Origin of the sequence: Enterococcus sp. DIV1337a, assembly GCF_051712285.1 — a bacterium.
Taxonomy (GTDB): Bacteria; Bacillota; Bacilli; order Lactobacillales; family Enterococcaceae; genus Enterococcus; species Enterococcus faecalis.
The window spans coordinates 1003210-1028367 of sequence record NZ_JBIOOP010000001.1; the positions used below are offsets into that span (position 1 = coordinate 1003210).

The 25158-nt window shown below is 37.8% G+C and carries 23 protein-coding genes and 1 pseudogene; 15 read left to right on the plus strand and 9 right to left on the minus strand.

Annotated elements, in window-relative coordinates; translation table 11 throughout:
- The first annotated feature begins 9 nt into the window (after positions 1–9).
- From IGL49_RS04945 to IGL49_RS04975, 7 genes are read left to right on the plus strand one after another with little or no spacing between them, the layout of a single operon-like run.
- The gene (locus IGL49_RS04945) at positions 10–1608 is read left to right on the plus strand and encodes a sugar ABC transporter substrate-binding protein (protein ID WP_104853802.1); all 1599 of its coding nucleotides are present in this window, start codon (positions 10–12) and stop codon (positions 1606–1608) included.
- Between the two features lie 56 nt (positions 1609–1664).
- Positions 1665–2258, plus strand: coding sequence for a hypothetical protein (locus IGL49_RS04950; protein ID WP_104853803.1), 594 nt, complete (start codon positions 1665–1667; stop codon positions 2256–2258).
- Positions 2251–3168 carry an acetylxylan esterase gene (locus IGL49_RS04955; protein WP_104853804.1) on the plus strand — a complete coding sequence of 306 codons (918 nt, stop codon included), beginning with the start codon at positions 2251–2253 and terminating at the stop codon, positions 3166–3168. Before IGL49_RS04950 ends, IGL49_RS04955 begins: the two co-directional genes overlap by 8 nt.
- Positions 3149–3913, plus strand: a complete 765-nt coding sequence (locus IGL49_RS04960; protein WP_104853805.1) for an endonuclease/exonuclease/phosphatase family protein — start codon at positions 3149–3151, stop codon at positions 3911–3913. The genes IGL49_RS04955 and IGL49_RS04960 overlap by 20 nt, the downstream gene beginning before the upstream one ends.
- A gap of 4 nt (positions 3914–3917) precedes the next feature.
- Entirely contained in the window at positions 3918–6068 is a 2151-nt protein-coding gene (locus IGL49_RS04965; RefSeq protein WP_104853806.1) for a glycoside hydrolase family 3 N-terminal domain-containing protein, read from the plus strand.
- Positions 6069–6085: 17 nt separating this feature from the next.
- On the plus strand, positions 6086–9361 hold the full coding sequence (locus IGL49_RS04970; protein WP_104853807.1) for a GH36-type glycosyl hydrolase domain-containing protein: 3276 nt from the start codon (positions 6086–6088) through the stop codon (positions 9359–9361).
- A gap of 15 nt (positions 9362–9376) precedes the next feature.
- Entirely contained in the window at positions 9377–10342 is a 966-nt protein-coding gene (locus IGL49_RS04975; RefSeq protein ID WP_002382203.1) for a LacI family DNA-binding transcriptional regulator, read from the plus strand.
- Positions 10343–10374: 32 nt separating this feature from the next.
- Here the strand turns inward: IGL49_RS04975 and IGL49_RS04980 are convergent, their stop codons facing one another.
- A complete protein-coding gene (locus IGL49_RS04980; protein ID WP_104853812.1) occupies positions 10375–10905 on the minus strand; it encodes a DUF5067 domain-containing protein in 531 nt (176 codons plus the stop codon).
- 269 nt (positions 10906–11174) lie between these two features.
- On the minus strand, positions 11175–11888 hold the full coding sequence (locus IGL49_RS04985; protein WP_104853808.1) for a GntR family transcriptional regulator: 714 nt from the start codon (positions 11886–11888) through the stop codon (positions 11175–11177).
- A 242-nt stretch (positions 11889–12130) separates the two neighbouring features.
- Here IGL49_RS04985 and IGL49_RS04990 point away from each other — a divergent pair, with 242 nt between their 5' ends.
- From IGL49_RS04990 to IGL49_RS05000, 3 genes are all read left to right on the plus strand, one after another.
- Entirely contained in the window at positions 12131–13564 is a 1434-nt protein-coding gene (locus IGL49_RS04990) for a glycoside hydrolase family 1 protein (protein ID WP_104853809.1), read from the plus strand.
- A 24-nt stretch (positions 13565–13588) separates the two neighbouring features.
- A complete protein-coding gene (locus IGL49_RS04995) occupies positions 13589–14638 on the plus strand; it encodes an oxidoreductase (protein WP_104853810.1) in 1050 nt (349 codons plus the stop codon).
- 473 nt (positions 14639–15111) lie between these two features.
- Positions 15112–15570 (plus strand): DUF441 domain-containing protein, encoded by a 459-nt coding sequence (locus tag IGL49_RS05000; RefSeq protein WP_104853811.1) that lies wholly within the window; start codon positions 15112–15114, stop codon positions 15568–15570.
- A gap of 38 nt (positions 15571–15608) precedes the next feature.
- Here IGL49_RS05000 and IGL49_RS05005 read toward each other — a convergent pair whose 3' ends face one another.
- The 3 genes from IGL49_RS05005 to efbA all read right to left on the minus strand — a co-directional run bounded on the left by IGL49_RS05005 (position 15609) and on the right by efbA (position 18154).
- Positions 15609–15950, minus strand: coding sequence for an iron-sulfur cluster biosynthesis family protein (locus tag IGL49_RS05005; protein ID WP_002391631.1), 342 nt, complete (start codon positions 15948–15950; stop codon positions 15609–15611).
- A gap of 73 nt (positions 15951–16023) precedes the next feature.
- Positions 16024–16287 (minus strand): hypothetical protein, encoded by a 264-nt coding sequence (locus IGL49_RS05010; protein WP_104854968.1) that lies wholly within the window; start codon positions 16285–16287, stop codon positions 16024–16026.
- A 154-nt stretch (positions 16288–16441) separates the two neighbouring features.
- Complete coding sequence (efbA, locus tag IGL49_RS05015) at positions 16442–18154, minus strand: fibronectin-binding protein EfbA (RefSeq protein WP_104854969.1); 1713 nt, start codon at positions 18152–18154, stop codon at positions 16442–16444.
- 219 nt (positions 18155–18373) lie between these two features.
- Between efbA and IGL49_RS05020 the strand changes: the two genes are divergently transcribed.
- Positions 18374–19033 carry a hypothetical protein gene (locus IGL49_RS05020; RefSeq protein WP_162782576.1) on the plus strand — a complete coding sequence of 220 codons (660 nt, stop codon included), beginning with the start codon at positions 18374–18376 and terminating at the stop codon, positions 19031–19033.
- A gap of 433 nt (positions 19034–19466) precedes the next feature.
- On the opposite strand, the pseudogene IGL49_RS05025 reads toward IGL49_RS05020, so the two are convergent.
- A pseudogene (locus tag IGL49_RS05025) lies at positions 19467–19844 on the minus strand (hypothetical protein).
- An 88-nt stretch (positions 19845–19932) separates the two neighbouring features.
- Between IGL49_RS05025 and trpX the strand changes: the two are divergent.
- From trpX to IGL49_RS05040, 3 genes are read left to right on the plus strand one after another with little or no spacing between them, the layout of a single operon-like run.
- Positions 19933–20922, plus strand: coding sequence for a tryptophan ABC transporter substrate-binding protein (gene trpX / locus IGL49_RS05030; RefSeq protein WP_104854971.1), 990 nt, complete (start codon positions 19933–19935; stop codon positions 20920–20922).
- Positions 20923–20946: 24 nt separating this feature from the next.
- Positions 20947–21834, plus strand: coding sequence for an ABC transporter permease (locus IGL49_RS05035; protein WP_104854972.1), 888 nt, complete (start codon positions 20947–20949; stop codon positions 21832–21834).
- Positions 21831–22598 (plus strand): ABC transporter ATP-binding protein, encoded by a 768-nt coding sequence (locus tag IGL49_RS05040; RefSeq protein WP_104854973.1) that lies wholly within the window; start codon positions 21831–21833, stop codon positions 22596–22598. Before IGL49_RS05035 ends, IGL49_RS05040 begins: the two co-directional genes overlap by 4 nt.
- Positions 22599–22629: 31 nt before the next feature.
- Here IGL49_RS05040 and IGL49_RS05045 read toward each other — a convergent pair whose 3' ends face one another.
- Together IGL49_RS05045 and IGL49_RS05050 are read right to left on the minus strand one after the other, a co-directional pair.
- The gene (locus IGL49_RS05045; protein WP_002377734.1) at positions 22630–23091 is read right to left on the minus strand and encodes a threonine/serine exporter family protein; all 462 of its coding nucleotides are present in this window, start codon (positions 23089–23091) and stop codon (positions 22630–22632) included.
- An 11-nt stretch (positions 23092–23102) separates the two neighbouring features.
- Positions 23103–23879, minus strand: coding sequence for a threonine/serine exporter family protein (locus tag IGL49_RS05050; RefSeq protein ID WP_104854974.1), 777 nt, complete (start codon positions 23877–23879; stop codon positions 23103–23105).
- Between the two features lie 230 nt (positions 23880–24109).
- Here IGL49_RS05050 and IGL49_RS05055 point away from each other — a divergent pair, with 230 nt between their 5' ends.
- Entirely contained in the window at positions 24110–24316 is a 207-nt protein-coding gene (locus tag IGL49_RS05055; RefSeq protein ID WP_104854975.1) for a hypothetical protein, read from the plus strand.
- Positions 24317–24333: 17 nt separating this feature from the next.
- On the opposite strand, the gene IGL49_RS05060 is transcribed toward IGL49_RS05055, so the two are convergent.
- Positions 24334–25113 (minus strand): Cof-type HAD-IIB family hydrolase, encoded by a 780-nt coding sequence (locus IGL49_RS05060; protein WP_104854976.1) that lies wholly within the window; start codon positions 25111–25113, stop codon positions 24334–24336.
- Between the last annotated feature and the right edge of the window lie 45 nt (positions 25114–25158).

Here is a 25158-nt window from a genome sequence, read left to right on the forward strand (position 1 = left end):
GGGAACAATATGAAAAAAGTTTTAGGCGGTTTATTGGTGGCAACGGCGGTCGTTAGTTTAGCGGCCTGTAGCGGTGGGGAAAAGAAAGCTAGCTCAGATGTCTCAATTAAGGATCGGTATGAATTAGATGAAAAGACGCCTGCTTGGAAGTTAGATAAGAAGAAAGAACCGACCAAGATTAAATGGTATATTAACTCAGATTGGACGGCGCTACCTTTTGGGAAAGATGTGACCACTGCGCAGATTAAAAAAGATTTAAATGTGGATATTGAATTTATTTCCGGCGATGATTCAAAATTAAATGCCATGATTTCAAGTGGAGATATGCCTGATATCGTGACATTAACTGAAAAAACTGGACAAGCAGCATTGAAAGCAGATTCTTGGGCCTACTCTTTAAACGATTTAGCTAAAAAATATGACCCCTATTTAATGAAAGTTGTCAACCAAGATACGTTTAAATGGCATGCCTTAGAGGATGGAAAAACATATGGTTACCCTAATTACTCTAATACAAAAGCGGATTATGAAAGTGGAAATATCCCAGTAAATGATAATTTTGTTATTCGTGAAGATGTCTATAATGCATTAGGCAAGCCAGACGTTTCAACACCAGAAAATTTTGAAAAAGTCATGCAACAGATTAAAGAAAAATATCCTGAGATGACCCCAATGGGCTTCACCACAGTGGGCGAGGGGGCAGGACCATTTTTAGACAAATTACAAGACTTCTTAGGTGTTCCTTTAGAGGATAAAAATGGTAAATACTATGATCGAAATTTAGATAAAGAATATTTAGAATGGTTAAAAACATTTAATGATGTTTACCGAGCAGGCAATATTAGTGATGATAGCTTCACAGATGATGGGGCGACGTTTGATGAAAAAGTGAAACAAGGAAATTATGCAACCATGCTCGTTGCTGGAACCAGTGGTCAAGGTGGGAACTTTACAGAATTTATGAAAAAATCTGGCACACGTTATATAGCCATTGATGGACCAAGTAGCACTTCTGGCAGAAAACCAACATTAAATCAAACCGGCATTTCAGGTTGGTTAAGTAATTACATTACGAAAGATGCGAAAGATCCTGCGAAAGTCACTCAACTGTTCACATATTTAATTGATGAACCAGGACAAATTTTAACAAAATATGGCGTTGAAGGAGTTACTTATGCGTACAATGATCAAGGGAAAATTGATTATTTACCAGAAGTGAAAAAATTAGAACAAACAGACAATGATGCCTACAACAAAAAATATGGCATTAGTCGTTTCCTATATTTTAACAACGACCGTGTTAATAAACTAAAAGTGCCTATGGAAAGTGCTTTAACGCAAATGCAAGAATGGGGCAAAGGAAAATTGGTCCCACATTTCGTAATTGAAAATATTAATCCAGATGCGGGAACGCCGGAAGCTCGGGCGAATGAAGCGATTGAAACCAAACTAAATACAACCGTTATTTCAATGATTCGTGCGAAAGAGGATAAAGCCTTTGACAAATCTTTAGAAGACTACAAAGCATTCTTAAAATCAAATAAATGGGATGCAATTGAAAAAATAAAATCTGAGAAAATGGCAGAAAACAGAGACAAACTTAAGTAAGAGAGGAGGAGAGAAAAGCGGATAAAGCAACGAGGAATCCGCTTTTCTTTTTTATTATGAATAAGCTATTTGCATATGAAGGTTGGTATTATCGGCTTTTTTCTTTTATTGCCAACTTGATCATTATTAATTTTCTCTTTTTAATTACCTGTATAACAGGCATCTTTAGCGGTGTCGGCTTAATTGCGTTGTATCGAACGATCTATCGTTTGTATCGTGAAAAAGATATTCCTGTTTTGCGAACGTTTTGGACAGCGTTAAAAAATAATATCATGCGAGGTTTTATTTTAACAGGCGGCTTGTTCGTTGCTTTTTTACTGGGCGGTATCGTCGTAACAAGTTTATTTAAAATAGCCACCAGTTTAGGTTTCTTAGCTATTTTTCTATTAAGTTTTGTTGCATTATTTTTGACGAGTTTTCTTTTTCTCTTTTCCGTTTTTAATTGGTCCGTTAAAAAGACACTAGGTGAGACGGTTTATGTGGTCTTAAGTAATAGTGCCAATGCGATTATTTTGTTTATTTTACCTCTTTTAACGTTTGTTTTTTTCTATAAGCTTAATTTGTTTTTATATATCGCTTTAGGATTCGGGACAACGGCCTTTCTTCAAGTAGCTTTTTTTCAGAAAGTGTTAGGTGTGGAACATGAATGAGTATTTTGAGTTTTGGCAAAAGACTAAGAAGGAACTTCAAAAAATACCGCTAGATATCCATCGGCGGGTCATTGACTATCCATTGGAAAATGTTCAAGTGGAACAGGTCGACTTTTTAAGTTTCCTAGGTGAGCGCATCTTTGGCTATTTGTTACTTCCTAAAACGGCGGGGAAACAGCCAATAGTGATTGACTGTTTAGGCTATATGAATCATATTCAAGAACCTTGGCAATTTGCTCATTGGACACAAATTGGTTGTGCTTGTTTTGTCATTGATAATCGAGGTCAAGGGGGATTAACCAAAGATCGTGTGCCATATCAAACAATTTGGCATGAAGCACCAATGGGACGAGGATTTCTAGACAAAGAAGATTGGTACCAACGCCGCTTGTTTGCCGACCATTTACGTAGCGTAGAAGTGGTGCGGACCTTTACTGAAATTAATCAGGACCAAATCATTCTTCGTGGTGGTTCCCAAGGGGGTGGCGTAGTGTTAATGGTGAACAGTTTAGTTGACTTCCCGATTTTAGCGACTTTTGCAGATGTTCCAAGTCATTCTTGTTTAGAAAATCGAGTAGCAGAAGGAACGGGTTCGTATCAAATTATTCATCAGTACTTACAGGAGCATCCTCAAGCGCATGAAAAAATTGCCGCGGTTCTTCCTTATTTTGATAGTCGTCACTTTGTTTCGCAAATTAAAAATTCAGTCTTTGCTTCTGTTGGGAGCCACGATCCGATATGTCCAATGAAAGATTTTTTCCCTTCTTATCATCAGATAAAGGCAAGAAAAGCAGTCAGAGTGTATTGGAAAAAAGGCCACGGTGGCGGTGAAACAACCCAGATCCGTCGTGAGATGCGTCAAATTCAACAACTATTGCAGGAGGTTAAAAATGAAAATAGCTACGTATAATGTCCGGGTAGATACAGAGTATGACCAAGATTGGCAATGGTCTTTTCGTAAAGAGGCTGTTTGTCAGTTAATCAATTTTCATGATTGGAGCCTTTGTTGTATTCAAGAAGTACGACCGAATCAAGTCAGGGATTTAAAGGCGTATACAACATTCACCTGTCTTTCTGCGGAAAGAGAAGGGGATGGTCAAGGAGAAGGACTAGTGATTCTCTATAACGAACAAAAAGTTCAGGCTATTGATACAGGGTATTTTTGGTTATCTGAAACACCTCAGCAGCCAAGTATCCATCCTGAAGCTGGCTGTCCAAGAATTGCTTTGTGGGGACTATTTAAGGAAACGACTCAAAATACGCCTTTTTTAGTCATCAATGTTCATTTGGATCATATTTCAGCTCATGCTCGTTTAGCAGGAATGACCGTTATCTTAGAGGAGTTACATGACAAAATTGCACAGTATCCAACTTTATTAATGGGCGATTTTAATGCAGAATCGGGGGAAGCGGTTCATCAACTTGTTCAAAAAAAATTTCAAGATAGCAAAAATTTAGCTACTCATTATGGCCCAAGAGGAACATTTCAAAATTTTGCTTACACAAAACTTTGGTCGGAATTAGAAGAAATTGATTATATTTATGTAAAAGGTTGGCAAGTACAGCAAACCGCAAGTTTAACAGATAGTATTGATGGACGTTTTCCCTCCGATCATTTTCCTTTAGAAGCAGAAGTATTTATTGAAGAAAGGTGAGAGTATGAAAGAAAATCAACTGATTCAATTAGTCGAAGAAATGACAATTGATGAGAAAATTAATCAATTATTACAATTAGCAGCAGCTTTTTATTCAGACAAAGCAGAAGAAAAGACCGGTCCCATGTCAGAGCTAGGACTAAGTCAAGAAACGATTGATACGGCTGGGACAACACTGGGTGTTTCCGGTGCAAACGAAGCAAAACGTGTTCAAAAAGAATATATGCAAAATCATCGATTAAATATTCCAACACTTTTAATGGCGGATATTATTCATGGTTTCAGAACCATCTTTCCGATTCCTTTGGCTTTAGGAAGCACTTGGGATGAAGCAGCGGTTGAAAAAATGGCGGAGATTTCAGCAAAAGAAGCCGCTGTTTCAGGGTTACATGTAACCTTTTCGCCAATGGTTGATTTAGTGCGCGATCCACGTTGGGGACGTGTCATGGAGTCAACAGGTGAAGATCCGTTACTCAACAGCCGCTTAGCTGCTGCAATGGTTAGAGGTTATCAAGGAGAAAATTTAAAAGAGGACAATTGGCGAGTAGCTGCGTGCGTGAAGCACTTTGCGGCATATGGTGGTGCTTTAGCGGGTCGAGATTATAATACGGTAGATATGTCTGAACGGCAGCTAAGAGAAATGTATTTACCTGGCTATAAAGCAGGATTAGATGCGGGTGCAAAACTTGTCATGACGTCCTTCAATACAGTGGATGGGATTCCTGCTACAGGCAACCAATGGCTGTTTAGAGACGTATTACGAACTGAATTTGGCTTTGAAGGGGTTGTGATTTCAGACTGGGGAGCGATTAAAGAATTAATTCCTCATGGCGTTGCCAAAGATGAAAAACAGGCAGCAGAATTGGCTATCAAAGCTGGTGTAGATATTGAAATGATGACCACGTGTTATCCAGATTATTTAAAAGAATTACTTGAAGAAGGCCGGATTGCTGAAACACTTATTGATGAAGCAGTTATGCGAATTTTAAAACTAAAAAATGAGCTAGGCTTATTTGAAAATCCCTATCGTGGCGCGGATGAACAAGCGGAAGCTGAAGTGATTTTAAGCAAAGAACATCGAGAAATAGCTAAAAAGATTGCTCAAAAATCAATGGTTCTTTTAAAAAATGAAAATATTTTGCCTTTTACAACGCAAGAAAAAATCGCGCTTGTCGGCCCAGGGGCTCAATCACAAGATATTTTAGGGGCTTGGTCATGGCAAGGAAAGAAAGAAGAAGCCATTTCCCTCGTGGCTGGGGCCCAAAAATTAACCACAAATCTCCTAGTTGCCCAAGAACCCTTTGATTACTTTGAACCGACCGCGGCGGCCATTGAAGAGGCTTTAACGTTAGCTAGTCAAGCAGATAAAGTAGTAGTGGCACTAGGCGAAACAGATTGGATGAGTGGGGAAGCTGCCAGTCGCAGTGATATTCGTCTACCCGAAAAACAATTAGCAGTAGTTGCACAAATTATTGAGAAAAATCCCAATGTTGTTGTCACGGTCTACAGTGGCCGGCCCTTAGATTTACAAGGGATAGATGTTGCAAAAGGAATTGTGCAAGCTTGGCAACCTGGAACAGAAGGGGGCAATGCGCTAGCAGAAATTTTGTGGGGACAGTACAATCCAAGTGGTCGTTTAAGTATGTCGTTTCCAGAAACGGTTGGTCAAGTACCAATTTTTTACAATGTCGACAATACTGGGCGTCCTTATGAGTCAGCACCAGAAGAAAAATATGTTTCTAAATATTTAGATGTCTCTAATTACGCTAAATATCCCTTTGGATTTGGCTTAAGTTATAGTCATTTCTCTTATCAACCAATTCAACTAAGTGCATTAACATTTACCAAAGAAGAACCAGTCACGGTCTCTGTTTTGGTAAGAAATGACAGTCCAATCGCTGGTGAGGAAACCGTGCAATTTTATGTACGTGATTTGGTGGGACAAGTGGTTCGCCCAATTAAAGAGTTAAAAGATTTCCAAAAAGTTTGGCTAGAACCAAAGGAAGAAAAAGAAGTTCAGTTTCTTCTTTCAGAGGATATGGTGCGTTATGTTCATTCAGACAATCAGGTAACCAGTGATGCAGGTGAATTTATCGTAATGATTGGTGGAAATAGTCGCGATGTACAAACCGCAACAGTCACGTTAAATGAATAAGATGGGAAGGATAAGTTATGCAGATAAAGAAGCTTAAGCAAGCAGACACAGTCGCTACATTTCTAGAGACAGGTGATTTAAAAGAATTGAATAGCTGTGGCATGATGATTAATCAATTAGAAGGTAATCCTTTAGACGGCAGTATGAACCAACTCTATTTGCGGATAATTACAGGGGACACAATTAATTATCGACCAATGATTGGTTCCAACAGTCAAAGTGATTTTTATCTTTCAGATAACCAATTGACGTGGCGGGGCGAATTTGAAGCGGTTCGTTACCAAGTTGACTTTCGTTTGGGACCAAGCAATCAATGGTTCTGGCGGGTTAATGTCACTGGAACTGGCTTAGTAGATATTGTTTATGGTCAAGATATTGGCTTAGCGACAAAAGGAGCCGTTCAGTCAAATGAAGCGTATGTGTCGCAGTATCTTGATCATCACATTTGGCAAGAGGGCGAAGAGCTTGTTGTTTTATCAAGACAAAATCAACCGCAAAATGAGAAGTTTCCAGCCCTTATTCAAGGGAGTTTTCAAAAATTAGCAGGCTACTCAACGGATGGCTATCAATTTTTCGGACGTTCATTTAAACAAACGAACACACCAGAAGCATTGAGGAAAAGATATTTAGCAAATGAAGTCTATCAATATGAATTTGCTTACACCGCTTTACAAACGGAAGCCGTCCAATTAACGAATGAAAGTAAGGAATTTATTTTTTATGGTGCGGTAACAGAAACACATCCGCAAGCATTAGCTGAACCTTTTTTATCGAAAGAAGCCTTACAAGCTATTTATGAAACTGTGACATTCGATTCATTAGAAGAAACACAGGACTATCCTACGAAACTTTTAGGAGAACCTATCACAGGAAATCCATTAACAGAAGAAGAGTTGGCCGCACTTTATCCCCTTCAGACACAAATTGAAAAAGTAGCAGGTCAGACGTATTCCTTTTTCACGGAAAATTACCATCACGTTGTTCTTCAAGAAAAAGAAATTGCCATGGAAAGAGCGCATGGCCACATTTTATTAAGTGGTAAAGGCTTAACGGTTGACGAACCTTTGCTTAGTACGACAGTGTATATGTATGGCATTTTCAATTCACAAGTAGTTTTAGGAAATACGACCATGAACAAATTAATGAGTAATAGCCGAAACGCTTTAAACGTTATGAAACGCTCTGGTCAACGAATCTACATTTTAGAGAATGGCTTATGGCGCTTACTAACAATGCCTTCTGCTTTTGAAATGGGGTTGAACTCTGCTACGTGGTATTATAAGTTGCCAAAGGACACAATTCGTGTACGCACCTTCACTTCGCCTGATTCAAGAGTGATTCAATTGGAAGTGACCAGTCAAAAGGATGCATATATGTGGGCTGTTTCTAACCATTTGTTATTAGGACCGGAAGAAGTACCAACCTATCAATTAGAACAAACTGGCAAAACGCTTCGAGTGACGGGAAATCATTCTGCTACAGAAAATTATTACCCAGAACTAACCTATACATTGACAGTTGATAAATCATTTCAAGTAACCGATAGCACATTATTTGGTGGAGCTGAAGCGGACTTATTAGTCTTGGCAATCAAAAAGACCCAAAAATTTTCACTACTTATTACGGGCAGCACAGAGGACCAAGCATTAGTTAATACACCATTAGATTTTGAAAAAGCAGAAAGTCAATATTTGGCATTCATTAATGGCTTGTTGCATCATTTTGAGTTAACACACGCAGACTCAAGTGTGCAGCAAATGAATCAATTAACTCGTTGGTATACTCATAATATGCTCGTTCATTATTTGTCGCCACATGGCTTAGAACAGTATGGTGGAGCAGCTTGGGGCACACGAGATGTGTCGCAAGGACCGACAGAATTTTTCTTTGCGACGCAACAGCCTAAGATCGTGGTCTCCATTATTCAGCATCTATTTGAAAATCAATTTGAGGACGATGGCAACTGGCCGCAATGGTTTATGTTTGACCGATACGAAGAACAAAAAGCCAGTGAAAGCCATGGCGATATTATCGTCTGGCCATTGAAAGTAGTGACTGATTATTTGGAACAAACCGCAGATTATTCAATCTTAGCTATGGAAATCCCTTATACAAGTCGCAAAGATAATCACAAAACAAAAGAAACAGCATCTTTATTTGAACATTTGAAAAAAGAAATAAATTATATTGAACAACATTTTTTACCAGAAACTTTTCTATCTTGTTATGGCGACGGCGATTGGGATGACACGTTACAACCTTATGATAATCGTCTTAAAGAGCAAATGGCTAGTAGTTGGACCGTTGCCTTAACGTATCAAGTGTTGAAAAAATTTGCGACTTTAATTACGGAAATCGATGCTACTTATAGTCAGCACTTAGCAAGTTTAGTTGCAGGAATAAAGAACGATTTTCAAAAATATATGTTGGTGGATGAAACGATTCCAGGGTTTATTTATATGGAAACGCCAGAAACTTTTGAACAAATGATTCACCCAAATGACCAAAAAACAGGGATTCAATATCGATTATTGCCAATGACTCGTAGTATGTTAGCTGAATTATTAACACCGGAACAAGTAAGTCATCATCTAGAAATTATTGAAAAAGAATTAACGTTTCCTGATGGCGTGCGCTTAATGAACAAACCGGCGAACTATCGAGGCGGTGTCAGCACTAATTTTAAACGAGCAGAACAGGCGGCTAATTTTGGGCGTGAAATTGGTTTACAGTATGTACATGCGCACATTCGCTATACAGAAGCGATGGCGAAAATTGGACAGCGAGACAAAACTTGGCAAGCGTTAATGCAGATCAATCCAGTTCAATTAAAAGAAGTGGTTCACAATGCAGAGTTACGTCAAGCCAATGCCTATTTTAGTAGTTCCGATGGCGATTTTAAAACAAGGTATGAATCACAAGAAAATTTTGGTAAACTAAAAGATGGAAGTATTGGGGTAAAAGGTGGCTGGCGAATTTATTCAAGCGGGCCGGGAATTTATTTAAATCAATTAATTACAGCTGTTTTAGGGATTCGGCAAAAGGCCCAAAGTGTGGTTTTCGATCCCGTGTTACCAGAAAAATTGTCTGGTTTAACACTAACTTACCAATTGTTTGATAAACCTGTCACATATAAATTTTATCCAAATCAGTCAGCGAAAATAGTTATCGATGGTCAAGAGGTTCCGTTTAAGTTTGAAGAAAACCCTTATCGCGAAGGGGGAATGGAAGTTCAAAAAGACGAGGTGCTTTCATTATTAAATGAAGCAAGTGTTATTGAAATTTACCATTAGAAAGGAGAGTAGTCCATGGTAGGAATTAAAGATATTGCAAAAAAAGCAGGCGTATCAATCTCGACCGTTTCTTACGCATTGAATGGTAGTTCAAAGGTAACTGAAGAAACACGAACGCGCATCCAAGCAATTGCTGAAGAGCTAAACTATGTTCCTAACATGGCCGCTCGCACATTAAAACGTCGTCAAACCAATATTATTGGTGTCTATTTGGCCGATTATGGCGGTAGTTTTTATGGTGAATTGTTGGAGGGAATTAAGAAAGGCTTAGCACTGTTTGATTATGAGATGATTGTCTGCAGCGGTAAAAAGTCACATCTTTTCATTCCTGAAAAAATGGTGGATGGGGCAATTATTTTAGATTGGACATTTCCAACAAAAGAAATTGAAAAGTTTGCTGAACGAGGCCATTCGATCGTTGTCCTTGATCGAACCACTGAGCATAGGAATATCCGGCAAGTTCTCTTGGATAATCGTGGCGGTGCCACGCAGGCAATTGAGCAATTTGTCAATGTGGGTTCAAAAAAGGTTCTTCTGCTTTCTGGACCAGAAAAAGGTTATGATAGCCAAGAACGATTGGCTGTTAGTACACGAGAATTAACTCGTTTTGGGATACCTTATGAAATTATCCAAGGCGATTTTACTGAACCTTCTGGCTATGCGGCTGCTAAAAAAATTTTGAGTCAACCACAGACAGAACCAGTCGATGTTTTTGCTTTTAATGATGAAATGGCGATCGGTGTCTATAAATATGTTGCAGAAACAAATTACCAAATGGGGAAAGATATTCGGATGATTGGTTTTGATAATTCTGAACTAGGTGCGTTTGTGCAACCGCGATTAGCAACAATTGCCTATTCTAAACATCGATGGGGCATGGTGGCTGCAGAGAAAATTATTCATTTAATGCGGGGAGAAGCTGCTGAGAGCGAACACATTTACACACGTTTTATAGAAGGAGAATCTTTTCCATCTGAATAATAAATAAAAAGTTTGGTCCAATGCTAGCTAAGCTAGCGGACCAAACTTTTTTCTGTAATGGTAATTTCTTCTGATTCAATGGGTTCATCCAGACTGAGAAGGCGATCTCTAAATTTAAAATGGACCGGCTTGTTCTCATTAATAAATTCATACGGGTAAGCGCCTTGGATTGTTTCGCCAGGATTGATTTCATCTGCTAAACGATCTAATTTGTCTTGGAAAGGTGAATCTGTTAAGACTGCATATTGTAAATTTTGGGCTTTTCCGTGGACAGTTTGACTAACTTCCATAAAACTTTGAATCATTAGCTGAATATTTTGTGTTTTTTCGGTTGTATTGGTTAATTCAAACAGGACATAAAACATTGGTTTGCCTTGATAATCTTTTCCTTTATGCAAGGCAGTTAAGGCTAAACGCCCATCTGGAACCAACAATGTTCGATTTTCATACGTCCCAATACTTGTCGCCAACACTTCATCAGGTGCGGGCGCACTTTGACTTTGTGGGCTGCCACTTACAGTTGAACAAGCACTTAATAAGGTACTTAGAACGAGTAAGCTCATTAAAATGTAGGGTTTCCTCATATAAAGTCCTCACTTTGGTTGATTGACTATGTAAAAACAAATTGCTTGTAGCACTCTTAAAAAGAGTGCTACAAGCAATATTTTAATCGTAGTTCTAGTAAATAGCAATACTTTTATCAAAATTCAAGTTTATAAATATAATTTGAAAAATATTTTTAACGAGTAGAAAAACATTTTTAACAAAAAGTATTGGCTCAAAGTAAAGAGATCGTTTTGTTAGAAATGAGAAATGGCAACATAAAAGTTTCCTATTTTTCTGCAATTAAGACAGTTTCAAAAGTGAATTCACTAGGAATATGATTCGCAATTGAGTATTCAAAAATATGGCCATTGCCTAAGTAAGCAATTTGTTCTGCACGCATCAGGAAATCATTATCGGTTAAGTTTAAATATTTTTTTTCCAACGCAGAAGGACGAATCCCAGAAATACTGACCCGCGCACTTTGAATTTTTTGATGCAATTGTTCCGAAATATATTGATAAATGGAGACTTTCAACTCTTTCATCGTCAAGTTCGGAATTAAGGCAACGGGCATCCAAGTATATTCAATAATTGAAGGAACATCTTCGATAATCCGTAAGCGAATGATTTTGTAGACTAACTCGTCATCTGTAATACTTAATTTTTCAGTCACCCAAGGCTCAGGTACTTCTGTTGTAAAGCCTAAAACTACGGATTCAACTTTTCCATCGTAGGTTGAGTAAGTGCCAGTTAACGGAGAAAATTTAGTAATAGTTCGATTTTGAAAGTCTTGAACAAAGCTGCCCGAGCCACGTCGTCTGACAACATAACCTTCTTGTACAAGCAAATGTAAGGCTTTTGTAATGGTTAGTTCGCTAACCTGATATTTTTCTGCAAGAAGACGACCTTGGGGTAACTTTTGATTAATTGGATAAACACCTGCTTCGATATCCTGTTTTATAGCTGCATAAATTTCTTTATAACGTGTATTTGTCCGCATCAGAGTACTCCTTTATCATCAGTATTTCTCTCATTATACCATGAATTCAATCTGTTAAAACTATATATTTATTTTTAACGTAACCACTTAATAATCAAGTCCTTAAATAAAAGTAGTTGACTTATTCTTTTTAAAACTATATAGTTTTAAAAGTAAACAGAAGAACTTATTGATCTGATTGGTACTTTTTGTGAAAACCTTTTACAATAAAAGGGAAGCACAGAAAAGAGGGAGGAATGACAATGGAACATCACCAACTAAAAGCATTTCCGCAAGATTTTTTATGGGGCTCTGCTTCGGCAGCTTATCAAGTCGAAGGTGCTTGGAATGAAGACGGCAAAGGCGCATCTGTTTGGGATGAATTTGTTCGGCTACCAGGAAAAACGTTCAAAGAGACAACTGGCGATTTAGCCGTCGATCATTATCATCGTTTCAAAGAAGATGTGGCTTTAATGAAACAACAAGGTTTAAAAGCATATCGTTTCTCGATTGCATGGACACGAATCTTACCTGAAGGACGTGGTCAAGTAAATCAAGCGGGACTGAAATTTTATTCAGATTTAATTGATGAGTTATTAGCTGCAGGAATTGAACCCATGGTAACTTTGTATCATTGGGATTTGCCAGCTGTTTTGCAAAAAGAATATGGTGGCTGGGAATCAAGAAAAATTATTGCTGATTTTGTGGCCTATGCGAAAATTTTATTTGACGCTTTCCGTGGCAAAGTTCGCTATTGGATTAGTTTAAACGAACAAAATGTGTTTACTTCGTTAGGTTATCAGTTAGCCGTGCATCCTCCCGGCGTGACAGACAATAAACGGATGTATGAGGCCAATCATATTGCTAATTTAGCCAATGCAGCAGTGATTAATGCGTTTCATGAATTAGAAATGCCTGGCAAAATTGGCCCTAGCTTTGCTTATACGCCTGTTTATGCCGTTGATGCGCATCCTGCCAATGTTTTAGCGGCTGAAAATGCAGAAGATTTGTTGTCGCATTTTTGGTTAGATGTCTATCTTTGGGGAGAATACCCAATTGCCGCATTAAATTACTTACAGGAGCAAGGTGTGGCCCCAACGATAAAAGAGGGAGATTTAGCGTTACTACGTTCAGCCAAACCTGATTTTCTAGGTATTAATTATTATCGGACGGATACGGTTGCTGCTAATCCATTAGATGGCGTTGGAATAGGGAAGATGAATACAACGGGTAAAAAGGGTTCTGAAACGGAATCTGGGGTACCGGGTTTATTTAAAAAAGTAAATAATCCATATGTTGAACGAACGAACTGGGATTGGGCCATTGACCCGCAAGGTTTGAGAATTGCCTTACGACGATTAGCTAGTCGCTATCAAGTCCCTATTTTAATTACTGAAAATGGGTTAGGCGAATATGATACCTTAACAGAAGATAAACAAATTCATGATACGTATCGCATTGATTATTTGCGAAGCCATATCCAAGCGATTCAAGAGGCGATTACGGATGGCGTTTCAGTTATTGGTTATTGTACATGGAGTTACACCGATTTACTGTCGTGGCTCAACGGCTATCAAAAGCGTTATGGTTTTGTCTATGTGGATCAAGATGAAACACAAAAAGGTTCCTTAGCAAGAATCCCGAAAGACAGTTATTATTGGTATCAAAAAGTCATTGAAACAAATGGACTTATCTAATTATAAGAAAAGAGTGTGGAAAATATGACAGTAAAAATGGGGTTTATTGGATTTGGTAAAAGTGCCAATCGTTACCATTTACCTTATGTAATGATTCGAGAAACACTAGAAGTGAAAACGATTTTCGATTTACATGTTAATGAAAAAGCAGCAGCGCCCTTTAAAGAAAAAGGTGTAAATTTTACCACTGACCTTAATGAATTATTGACAGATCCAGAAATTGAATTGATCACAATCTGTACGCCTGCGCATACACATTATGATTTAGCCAAACAAGCCATTTTAGCTGGTAAATCAGTGATTGTGGAAAAACCATTTTGTGATACGTTAGAACACGCAGAGGAATTATTTGCTTTAGGGCAAGAAAAAGGTGTAGTAGTGATGCCTTATCAAAATCGACGTTTCGACGGCGATTACCTAGCGATGAAGCAAGTAGTAGAGCAAGGCTTTTTGGGAGAAATCAATGAAGTAGAAACGCATATTGATTACTATCGACCAGGAAGTATCATGGAACAAGGACCTAAAGAAAATGGTTCGTTTTACGGACTAGGCATTCATTTAATGGATCGCATGATTGCTCTTTTCGGACGTCCGGATCAAGTCACTTATGATATTCGCAATAACGAGGTGAGTGAGGCAGTCGATAATTATTTTGACGTCGATTTACATTATGGTTCAAAATTAAAAGTAAAAGTTAAAACGAATCATTCTGTCGCTAGTCCGTATCCACGTTTTATTGTTCATGGCAGCAATGGCTCGTTCATCAAATATGGCGAAGATCAACAAGAAAATGATTTAAAAGCTGGAATCATGCCGGATGCACCAGGCTTTGGAGAAGATTCACCAATGTATTATGGAGAAGTGACCTACCGTAATGGCAATGGCGACTGGATTAAAAAACAAATTAAAACGCCTGTAGGTGATTACGGTCGTTATTATGATGCCGTCTATGAAACGTTGAAAAATGGTGCACCGCAACTAGTAACTGAAGAGCAAGCATTAACTAACATCGAAATTTTAGAAGCAGGTTTCCTTAACCCAAGTCCAAGTATTTATCGCTTGAAAGAAAACTAAAGCGTATTTAAATGACTTGAAAAGCGCCTGCCCCACAGTCCAGACAACTGTGGGGCAGGCGCTTTTATTTATAAAGAGTTGTGAATTTTAATATAAGAAACGTATATTGTTAGTAAAAATAAAAAAAGGAAAGACATCTTAGTAGCACTACTTCCCCAAGAATTGCTACTAAAATGTCTTTTGTGATGCTCGCTCAATTGAAGAGCCTTAAATAGGATATCGAATATCCAGTATAAATGCAAGTAAACTACTTTATAGTTAATATTAGTATACTTCATAAAATAATTTTTCAAAGAGAAAAAGGCTTGTTATGAGAAAAAATTAATTTTTAACTCGTTTTTTCTAAGCAAGATTCGGGTGAAAAAGACAATAATTACTGAAGCTGAATGGTAATTAAAGAGGTTCTTTGCTAAAATAGGAAAGACAAGAAAGTTTGGTTAACGAAAGAACCAAATCAGAAAGGAGGACAACCAGTGGAAAGTTGGCTTTTTTTACTACTGATTGCCTTGATTGCGTTTGTTGCAAAAAATCAAAGTTTATTAATTGCGTCAGTTGTTGTGCTTGCTTTAAAAGCTTTACCAAATAGTGCGAAAATCATGTCGTGGTTGTCAGATAAAGGCATTAATTTAGGCGTCACAATTATTTCAATTACCATTTTAGTCCCTATTGCTACAGGACAAATTGGCTTAAAGGATTTAATCCAATCATTCAAAACACCGATGGGATGGCTGGGGATACTTTGTGGAATTCTGGTGGCTGTTTTATCCTCAAAAGGAGTAGGTTTAATTAATCAATCGCCAGAGATTACGGTGGCCTTAGTTTTTGGAACGATTCTTGGCGTCGTTTTTTTAAAAGGAATTGCAGCTGGTCCGATTATTGCATCGGGCATGATGTACGTAATCATTACTGCCTTTCAAGCCTTTCAACACTAAAAAAGCAAACAAAACGCGTAAACGTTTTGTTTGCTTTTTTAGTGTTGATAAATGTCCACATTACTATCTAATATGCCACTTTCATTTTTTAAAGTAATGGTCCCCGCATTCGGATGAATCACTAGCTGTAAATGCCCCGTTAAAAACATTTGGTCATACGTCGAAGTATAGACGTGAAAAGAATCATTAGCAATCGTTTCGGTGTAAGGCGCTTCTGCTTGATCAACAGGAACGATAATAAAACGATCGCCAATCATACAACAACCTTCTGCGGAAGAATAAGGATTAGAGCCGTCATTTGCTACCAACAAGAAGGTATTCGTTTCAGTTAAGAAAGGGGCTAAACGTTGTTTTACTTCTTCAGAAATAGTCAGAGACATTTGCCTCACTCCTTTAAATAGTATGTAAAAGGAAGAGGGTAGCTTGTCGCTATGCCGCTCTTCAAAGATTTTGTTATTTGCTTGTTTCTTTACTGCTTTTTTTGAAAAGAGCAATAGAAAAGGCGACAACTAAGACAATTGTTGCAGCTAAAACAAATGGATTTTTTGTTGCTGATGTAAACCCTAGGACTGTTGAACCAATCGCACCTACGTAAGATAAAATAATCGCTGCTTTCTTTGGTGTTGAAAGTTCTGTAAAGCTATCGCGGAAGGCGACACCTAAACCTAAAGCGCCAATAAAGGCAAACATCCCAAAAATAATGTGTAAAAAGACCATGAATTTCACCTCCAACAGTCAGTATAGAGAGAAATAGCTAGTTTGTAAACTAATTGAGCTTGTTTGTGTTATTTATCACTTGATAAATGTGTTTGTCAAAGCAAAAAACAACGTACGATCAATCGGCAGTACGTTGTTTTTTAGTTTAATATAATTAGGAAGCAGAATCCTTATTTTGCTGGAGTTTTTTGATCGATTCTTCTGTTGGGGTCACATATAACGTTCGTTGGTTTTCATAAATTACATAACCTGGTTTTGCTCCATTGGGTTTATGCACATGTTTTACTTGGACATAATCAACAGGCACTTGTGAAGAAAGTCGATATTTTGAAAAATAAGCGGCTAGAAGTGCGGCTTCAGTAAGGGTTTCTTCGCTAGGATGTGCGTCACGAATAATTACATGAGATCCAGGAATATCTTTGGCATGGAGCCAATAATCAGTTTTTTTAGCGGTTCGTAAAGTCAATTGATCATTTTGCAAATTGTTTTTTCCAACGAGAATAGGTGTGCCATCTGTGGCATAAAAAAGATCAGGTTGGCTTTTTTTCGGCTGTTTTTGTTTTTTATTTTTTTTACGTTTTAAATAGCCTTGTTCAATCAGTTCTTCACGAATCACTTCAATGTCCATTGGTGTCGCAATTTCAAGTTGTGCCACAACTGACTCTAAATAAGAAATTTCTTGTTGCGTTTGTTGAATTTGTGTCTTAACAACTCGGACAGCATTTTTCAATTTTTGGTATTTTTGAAAGTATTTTTGTGCATTTTGATTAGGTGAAAGTGCAGGATTTAGCGAGATACGCAAGGGTGCATTTTCTTCATAATAATTTGGTAATTCCACCTCGGTGGCTCCTTTGGGGACTTGTGCCATGAAGGTTGTTAATAGTTCTCCGTCGCGACGGTAATTTTCAGCGTTTTCTGTATCGGCTAAGGTTTGCTGTAATTTTTTAAGTTTCTTTTGATTTCTTTTTAGTTCATTTTCAATTTTGCGAATTAGTTCGCCGCCTTGTTGTTTGACACGGTCTTTTTCTGCTTTACCAGAATAAAAGGCATCTAGTAATTCACTGAGTGTCGCATATGTTGTCTGTTCACCAACTAATGATTGATAAGGAATGGGCGTAAAATATTCTTTTTTTTCAGTGACGGTTAGTGTCGGTACAACAGCTTCAGTAACTGAGGACCAAAATTCCGTCCAGATGGCCATTTTTTCATTTGGTTGTGCAAGTAAACGGGTACTTAATTCGTCTGCTGTATCCTTGCCTAGACCTTGGAAATGCTGTTGTAAATAGCGTCCGTTTAATTCAGGAGCTGTAGAAAGAAGCGCAAAGACTTCTTCTTTTGAAGCCGTGAGCGGATTAAGGCCCATTGGTTTTGGCGGTTCAATATAAGTTGCTCCAGGGAGCAACGAACGATAACTATTTTGGCTCATTCCAATGTGTTTTATCGCATCCAAGATTTTTCCAGAAGATTGATTGACTAAAACGATTGTACTGTGACGTCCCATTAATTCAACAATCAGAACAATATTTTGTAAGTCACCTAGTTCATCTCTTTTTGAAAAGGTGAAGTGAATCACGCGATCATTTTCTATTTGTTGAATCGTTTCTAAAATGGCACCGTCCAGAAATTTTCGTAACATCATCACAAAATTAGGAGGTGTTTCTGGATTGCTATAGGTAATTGTAGATAGTTGTATGCGCGCATAACTAGGATGTGCTGATAATAATAATTTATGGTTTTTACCTTTCGCACGAATGACTAAAACGACTTCGTTTTCATAAGGTTGATGGATTTTTGAAATCCGGCCACTTACGAGTGTTTCTGTCAACTCATGAACCATGCTATGAGTAAATACGCCATCAAATGACATAATAAATCCCTCGTTTCTTTCCGACTAATAGCTTCATTATAGCGGAGTTTTTGAATTTAAGAAAGAAGCTTGTTAAAAAGGAGTTGGGTTTTCCTTAGAAAGAGGGAGGAGTTTGCTGGTTTTTTTAGTAATTAAAGCGCAAGGGTAGGCAAGAAAGAAAATGATTAGTATAATAGATAAGAACTAAAAGCGAGGAGCGATTAGAAGTTGAATAATTTTATGGAAGAACTAAAAGAGGCACTTTATGAATTAAAACAAAGAAAACTGTTAATGATTACCGCTATTGTAGCATTAGTATTAATAATTGGCTCAATCATTTTTATTCCAACGATGCAAAAAAATATTCGAGCTGCTCAAGTTGAATCGTTAGTCGCAGGACCCATCAAGTCAGAGAAAGTCAGTGTCTTAGATTACAAAACAGCAGATAAGAAAATCCAAGAAACAGGAGCCATGTCAGTCATGTTTGCTAAACCATCTGGCAAGCAATATGATCAAATGGTGAAGCTGTTTAATTCAGATAAAATGAATGAATTTCATCGTTCGCTGTATATCTATCCGTTAATTTATAATGCTGGCAAAGCACAAGAGCAATACAATGTTAGCGGCGATGAGATTACGCTTGTTTTCTTTGAAAACGGTAAAGAAAAGACGCGGACAGTTGTCGAAAAATCTATGGATTTAAAAACACAATTAATACCAGAATTAAATCGATTACCAATGGCTGGCGTTTTGAAAGACCAGCAAAAAGCGGCGCAAGAAGCTGAAAAAGAAGCAGCAAAGACCGCTGAAACACAGACGACGACTAGCACGACTGGCGTTGCCCAATCTACTGAAACGACGACAGAAAGCACTGCTACAGTACCAGAAACTGGTGAATAATAGCTAGCTATGTTAAACTTAGATTGTAGAAAGTTTTAAGGAATTAGAAAGAGGGGATTTTCGATGGCATTAGTAATTTCAATGACGATTTTAGTGAGTTTATGGCTGATTCAATCGCAAAAACAAGCAGTTAAAGTTCCCGTGAAAATTGAAAGAAACCGAAACAATTAAGTGGTAAATATGCTGAAATAAAGAAAAACGAGCCTCTCATAAGAGTGGCTCGTTTTTTAGAAGTAAAAGAAATGCAAGAAAATAAAAACTTTTTCTTGACGAACAAAATCAATATAGTGTAGACTACCTTTAACAACATAACTAGGAGGGAAAATACATGACACAATTATCTAACGTAAAAGAAATGCACCAATCATGGCAAAACTGGCGTAGATAGTTGTATGTATGATTCTTTCATAGATACAACTTTAGAAGACTTATTCTAAAAAGTGTATCTGTGCTGGTTATATTCAAGAAGAAAAACGACCACATAGAGGACCCATCTATGTGGTTTTTGTTTTGCATAAAAACAACGACCACTCCTAAACACTTAGGATAAGTCGTTGTTTTTTTGCTACGAATCACTACGATTGGCACAAAGTGACAGAGTAGATGCAGGCTGCGCTTACTCGCCGCAGTTTGGCCTTTAAGAGTGATGAGTAGTACAAGGTGAACGAAGAGAACGTTGTCACAATCGTAGAAAAAGTGCTCCTGCGATTCTCACCGAAGTTGCGATCCTCGTCGCAGTTAAATCCTGATATTTGTAAAAAAGTGTTCCTCGGATTTTGACTAAGCAGAGGATTACGAATCTCAGTTTCACTTTCAACGGAAGAAATGCCCTATAGATAATGGTTTCATTGTTAAAAAGAAAAAGTTGCCAAACAAACGGGCAGTTAGGAGAATGCAAAATGAAAAATAAACGTTTAACGTTTGTCGTGTCTTTATTAGCTATTTATTTAATCGGTGCTTTTTTTGTGAATCAAAAAGTGACGAATTCAAAGAAAGAAACAGTTACTGTAGGGGTTTTGCAGTTTGTCAGTCACCCCGCATTGGATGAAATTTATAAAGGTGTTGAGGAAGGTTTAAAGGAAAATGGCTATAACAAAGGCAAAAATTTAGAAATTATTTTTCAAAATGGTCAAGCTGACCAGAGTAAGTTAGCAATCATGAGCCAACAATTAGTACAAAAAAAGGCGGACGTTTTAATTGGCATCGCCACGCCCGCTGCGCAAGCCTTAGCAAACACTACCCAAGAAATCCCGATCATTTTAGGCGCCATTACAGACCCTGTTAGTGCTGGATTGGTAAAAGACAATCAAAAGCCAGGCGGTAATATCACTGGTGTTAGTGATCAATCACCTTTGTCAGCCCAGATGGATTTACTAAAAGAATTGATACCAGCTGCCAAAAAAATGGGTATTCTCTATGCTTCCTCAGAAGAAAACTCTCGATACCAAGTAGCTGAAGCGCAGAAAGCAGCTGAAGCCAAAGGATTGACAGTGAAAACATATGCTGTGCCATCAAGTAATGAAATTGCACAAACGGTTCAAGTAATGACTAAGGAAACAGATGTGATTTATATACCAACTGATAATACGATCGCTAATGCTATGCAAACGGTAGTCGGAGAAGCAAATCGAACCAAGACGCCGATTATTCCTTCAGTGGATACAATGGTAGAACAAGGCGGTTTAGCAACTGTTGGGATTAATCAACATGCGTTGGGCGTACAAGCCGGCAAAATGGCAGCAGAGGTTCTGTCTGGAAAAAGTCAACCAGCAACTACACCCATTTATACCTTTAATACAGGCGACACAATTATCAATGAAAAACAAGCTCAAAAGTTAGGAATTACGATTCCCGCAGAGTTAGCAAAAAAATCGAAATTGATTAACTAATTATCAAAGAAAGTAGGAGAAGCGATGATTGTTTCAGCAATTGGACAAGGAATGTTATGGGCCTTGTTAGGACTAGGTATTTTTATGACTTATCGTATTTTAAATTTTCCAGATATGACCACGGAGGGTTCATTTCCGTTAGGTGGGGCGGTTTGTGTAACTGCCATTACAACAGGGGTTTCACCATTTGTAGCGACTCTTTTAGGGGTTGGGGCAGGAATGCTTGCTGGTTTAGTGACTGGTTTACTATTTACAAAAGGAAAAATTCCAATTATTTTAGCAGGAATTTTAGTGATGTCTGGTTTAAATTCCGTGATTTTATTTGTGATGAAATCGCCAAATAAGTCTTTATTAAACCAACCGAAGATTCAAGATGTTTTTCAAAAAATGGCCTTACCAGATTATTATGATACCATTTTTTTAGGGATTAGTGTTTTGGCTGTGGTAATGATTTTACTGTTATTTTTCTTTAATACTAGTTTAGGACAAGCCTATATTGCGACAGGCGACAATGAGGAAATGGCTCGCTCGATTGGCATTCAAACGGATCGCATGAAAATTTTAGGATTGGTTTTATCGAATGGCTTGATTGGCTTATCTGGCGCTTTGATTGCCCAAAATGATGGATATGCGGATGTAAGTAAAGGAACAGGTGTCATTGTGATTGGCTTGGCTTCACTCATTATTGGTGAAGTACTGTTTGGAGAATTAACGTTTGGTGAACGGCTGTTGGCGATTGTTGTAGGGAGTATTATTTATCAATTATTAATTTTGTTAGTGATTAAATTAGGCTTTGATACGACGTATTTGAAAATCTTCTCAGCAGTGATTTTAGCAATCTGTTTAATGATCCCGCAATTGAAAAAAGCATTACGACTACACGGCTTTTCTGATAAGGGGGGAACGAAATGAAACCAGTTGTTGAATTAAAAAATGCGACAAAAATCATTGATAATGGGATGAATGAAAAAAAAGTGATTTTGGATCATGTGAACTTAGCAATTTATCCCGGGGACTTCATTACTGTTTTAGGTGGAAATGGCGCAGGCAAGAGTACGCTGTTCAATAGTTTAGCAGGAACTTTGACACTAACAGAAGGACAATTTTTAATTGAAGGAGTCAATCGCACCAATCTTTCTGAAGTCAAACGAGCCAAATCTTTAGCGCGTGTTTTTCAAGATCCTAAAATGGGGACAGCACCAAGAATGACTGTGGCAGAAAATTTATTGCTTGCCATGAAACGCGGACAAAAACGTTCCTTAAAATTACGGAAGATAAATGAACAACGCGCCTTGTTTACAAAAATCTGCCAAGAAGTTGGCAATGGCTTGGAAAATCATCTGGATACCCCGACAGGTAACCTTTCTGGCGGTCAACGCCAAGCCTTAAGTTTATTAATGGCCACTATCACAAAACCAGAACTATTACTTTTAGATGAACATACCGCTGCCTTAGATCCCAAAACGTCCAAGCAGTTGATGCGCTTAACAGAACAACGGATTGAAGAAGGGAACTTAACTTGTTTGATGATTACTCATCGAATGGAAGATGCCTTACGATATGGCAATCGTTTAATTGTTTTACAAAAAGGTAAAATTGTTCAAGATTTAAACGCTGCTGAAAAAGCACAATTAACGCTACAAGATTTGTTGCTGTTCTTTGAAGAAGTAGAATAAAAAAAACAAGCTCGTTTTCTGAGCTTGTTTTTTATTTTTTGACCAATCGGAAGAGTCGCTTGGGGAAAAAACGTTTGACAATTCGTTCCAGTAGGGATGTCACCATAAAGCCCGCTGCGATGGCTGCAGCAGTAAAGACAACTTTTAAAATCAACTGCAAACCGTCATCAATATTTCCTAACAAAATGCTCCGAACCGCTTGATAAGCAGGCCCTCCTGGCACTAAAGGAACCAAACTCGGAATATAAAAAATAATCATCGGCATTTTTTTGTAACGAGAAAAAAAGATACTAGCGATTCCTAATCCGACCGTTCCTAAAAAATTTGCAAAGGTTTGACTAGCATCAAAAGTTTGCGTTAAGAGATAATAAATCATCCAGCCTGTCATGCCAGTAATGCCACAAGCCACCAGTGCTTTACGAGGAATGTTCGTAATAATACCAAACGTCACAGTCGCTAAAAAACTAAAGAGAAGATGAAAAATTAGTTCCATTTGAACACTCCTTACATAAATAATTTAAAAATCAAGGCAATTCCCAGGCCAACAGACCCAGCAATAAAAATAGCTTCTGTCCCTCGCGCCGTCCCACTGATGAGGTGGCCCGCTAAAATGTCGCGAAAAGAGTTCGTAATCGCCACACCTGGAACTAACGGCATCACCGCACCAATAATAATATTATCGATATTGATCGCTAAGTGAAAATGCACAGCCAAATAGGCGAACAAGCCAATGACAAAAGCGGCTGCGAAGGAATCGAGGTAAGGAACTTGGAATAACTTTTGGGTAAAAAGATAACTGGCATACCCAATCACGCCAACAAAAAAAGTTGCAATAAAATCTTGCCAAGTGCCACCAAAAATGTACATTAACGTACAACTAACAATGCCGGCTGCTAACAAGCGTAACGAAATTGAAAAAGTGGGGGTATCTGTTTCTAATAGAGTTAAGCGCTGATAAAGCTCTGGTAAAGTAATCTCTTTTTGTGCAAATTCTCTTGATAATTGATTGACAAGACTAACTTTTTCCAAATTAATCGAGCGCTGGGGGATGTTTTCTAATTGCGTATAATTACTGGAACGAAAGCCTACGAAAATCCCTGTAGCCGTCGTATAACAAACACTCTCTGATTCGCCAGCGTTTGCTGCAATCCGAGTAATCGTATCTTCGGTTCTATATACTTCAGATCCGCTTTCCAGCATAATTTTTCCAGCTAAAATGCACGTATCAATAATTAATTGTTTTCTTTTTTCGCTATTAACCAAAGGAATGGCTCCTTTCATTTTGAGTTCACGTTTAGTGTATCATTTTTTTTAAGAACTGTACGCAATTTAAAACAGAGATAGAAAAAAATCTGATTTTTAACAAAAATGAAACGAATCTTAAGAATAAATGAAAACAAATAAGGAATTAGTAAAAATTATGGGTTAGTTGTAAGAATCTAGGATCTTTCCTTGCATTTTTGTAGGAAACATCCTATCCTAAACATAGAAAAACAAAGGGGTCATTAAAAATGGACAACCAATGGTTACTCTACGGAATTAGCAGTGTCGTATTAATTATTTTAATCAGAAGAACCATCCTATCAGGGAACATCGCATTAAGTTGTTTGTTGGGAGCGATTTTGCTGATTCAAGTAGTGGGAGTAGCTCTCTGTGCACAACAGAAAAAGAAAAATGAACATACAAAAGAACTACCTTCTTCTAAAATACATCAATAGAAGAAGGTAGTTTTCTTTTATAGTAAATCAAATTTTTTCAAGCCATTAACAATGCCATTCTCAGTATTTTTAGTTGAAATAAAGGTGGCTTTTTCTTTTAGTTCTTCTCGCGCATTACCCATGGCAATTCCATAATCACAGGCCTCAAACAGCGCCAAATCATTGATGCCATCACCAAAGGCATAAGTGGGAATGCCGTTTAATCCCAAGGTGTTAAAAAGATTTTTGACACCAGAGCCTTTAGAGACCCCTTTACGAACAATATCAATTGAAAAAGGACCATTGCGATAAAAGGTCAATTCAGGAAACCGCTCATAGTAATATTCATCATCATCGCCATGGTGACTTAAGACCAACATCATATTGACGGCATCATTCTCATAACCTGTGGGATCAATTTCTGGAACAGCTGAATGAATATAAGCATAGGCTTGTTTCACTGTGCCAGTATGCCCTGTACAAAAAATACGGCGCTCATTATAAAAAGCTAATTCATGACCACGCTGTCTGACGTGCTCATGCAGTGAAACACATTCCTCTGTTGTAAATTCATCTGAATAAATCGTTTTTCCTTCATAATGAATAAATTGTCCGTTCATTACAATCGCTGAGTCAATGCCACTGGCTTTCATAATTGGCTGAATCTCACACAAGGTCCGACCAGTCGCAATTAAAGGTAAAATTTGATTGTCTTTCAAGGCCGCCACCGCTGCAGTAATCTCAGGAGTAATTTGTGAGGTTCCATCTAACAAAGTTCCATCTAAATCAAAAAAAGTAATAGCTTTCATTTTATCCATACCTTAACATCCTCTCTACGCTTGTTATTTTAACAAACTTTTCTG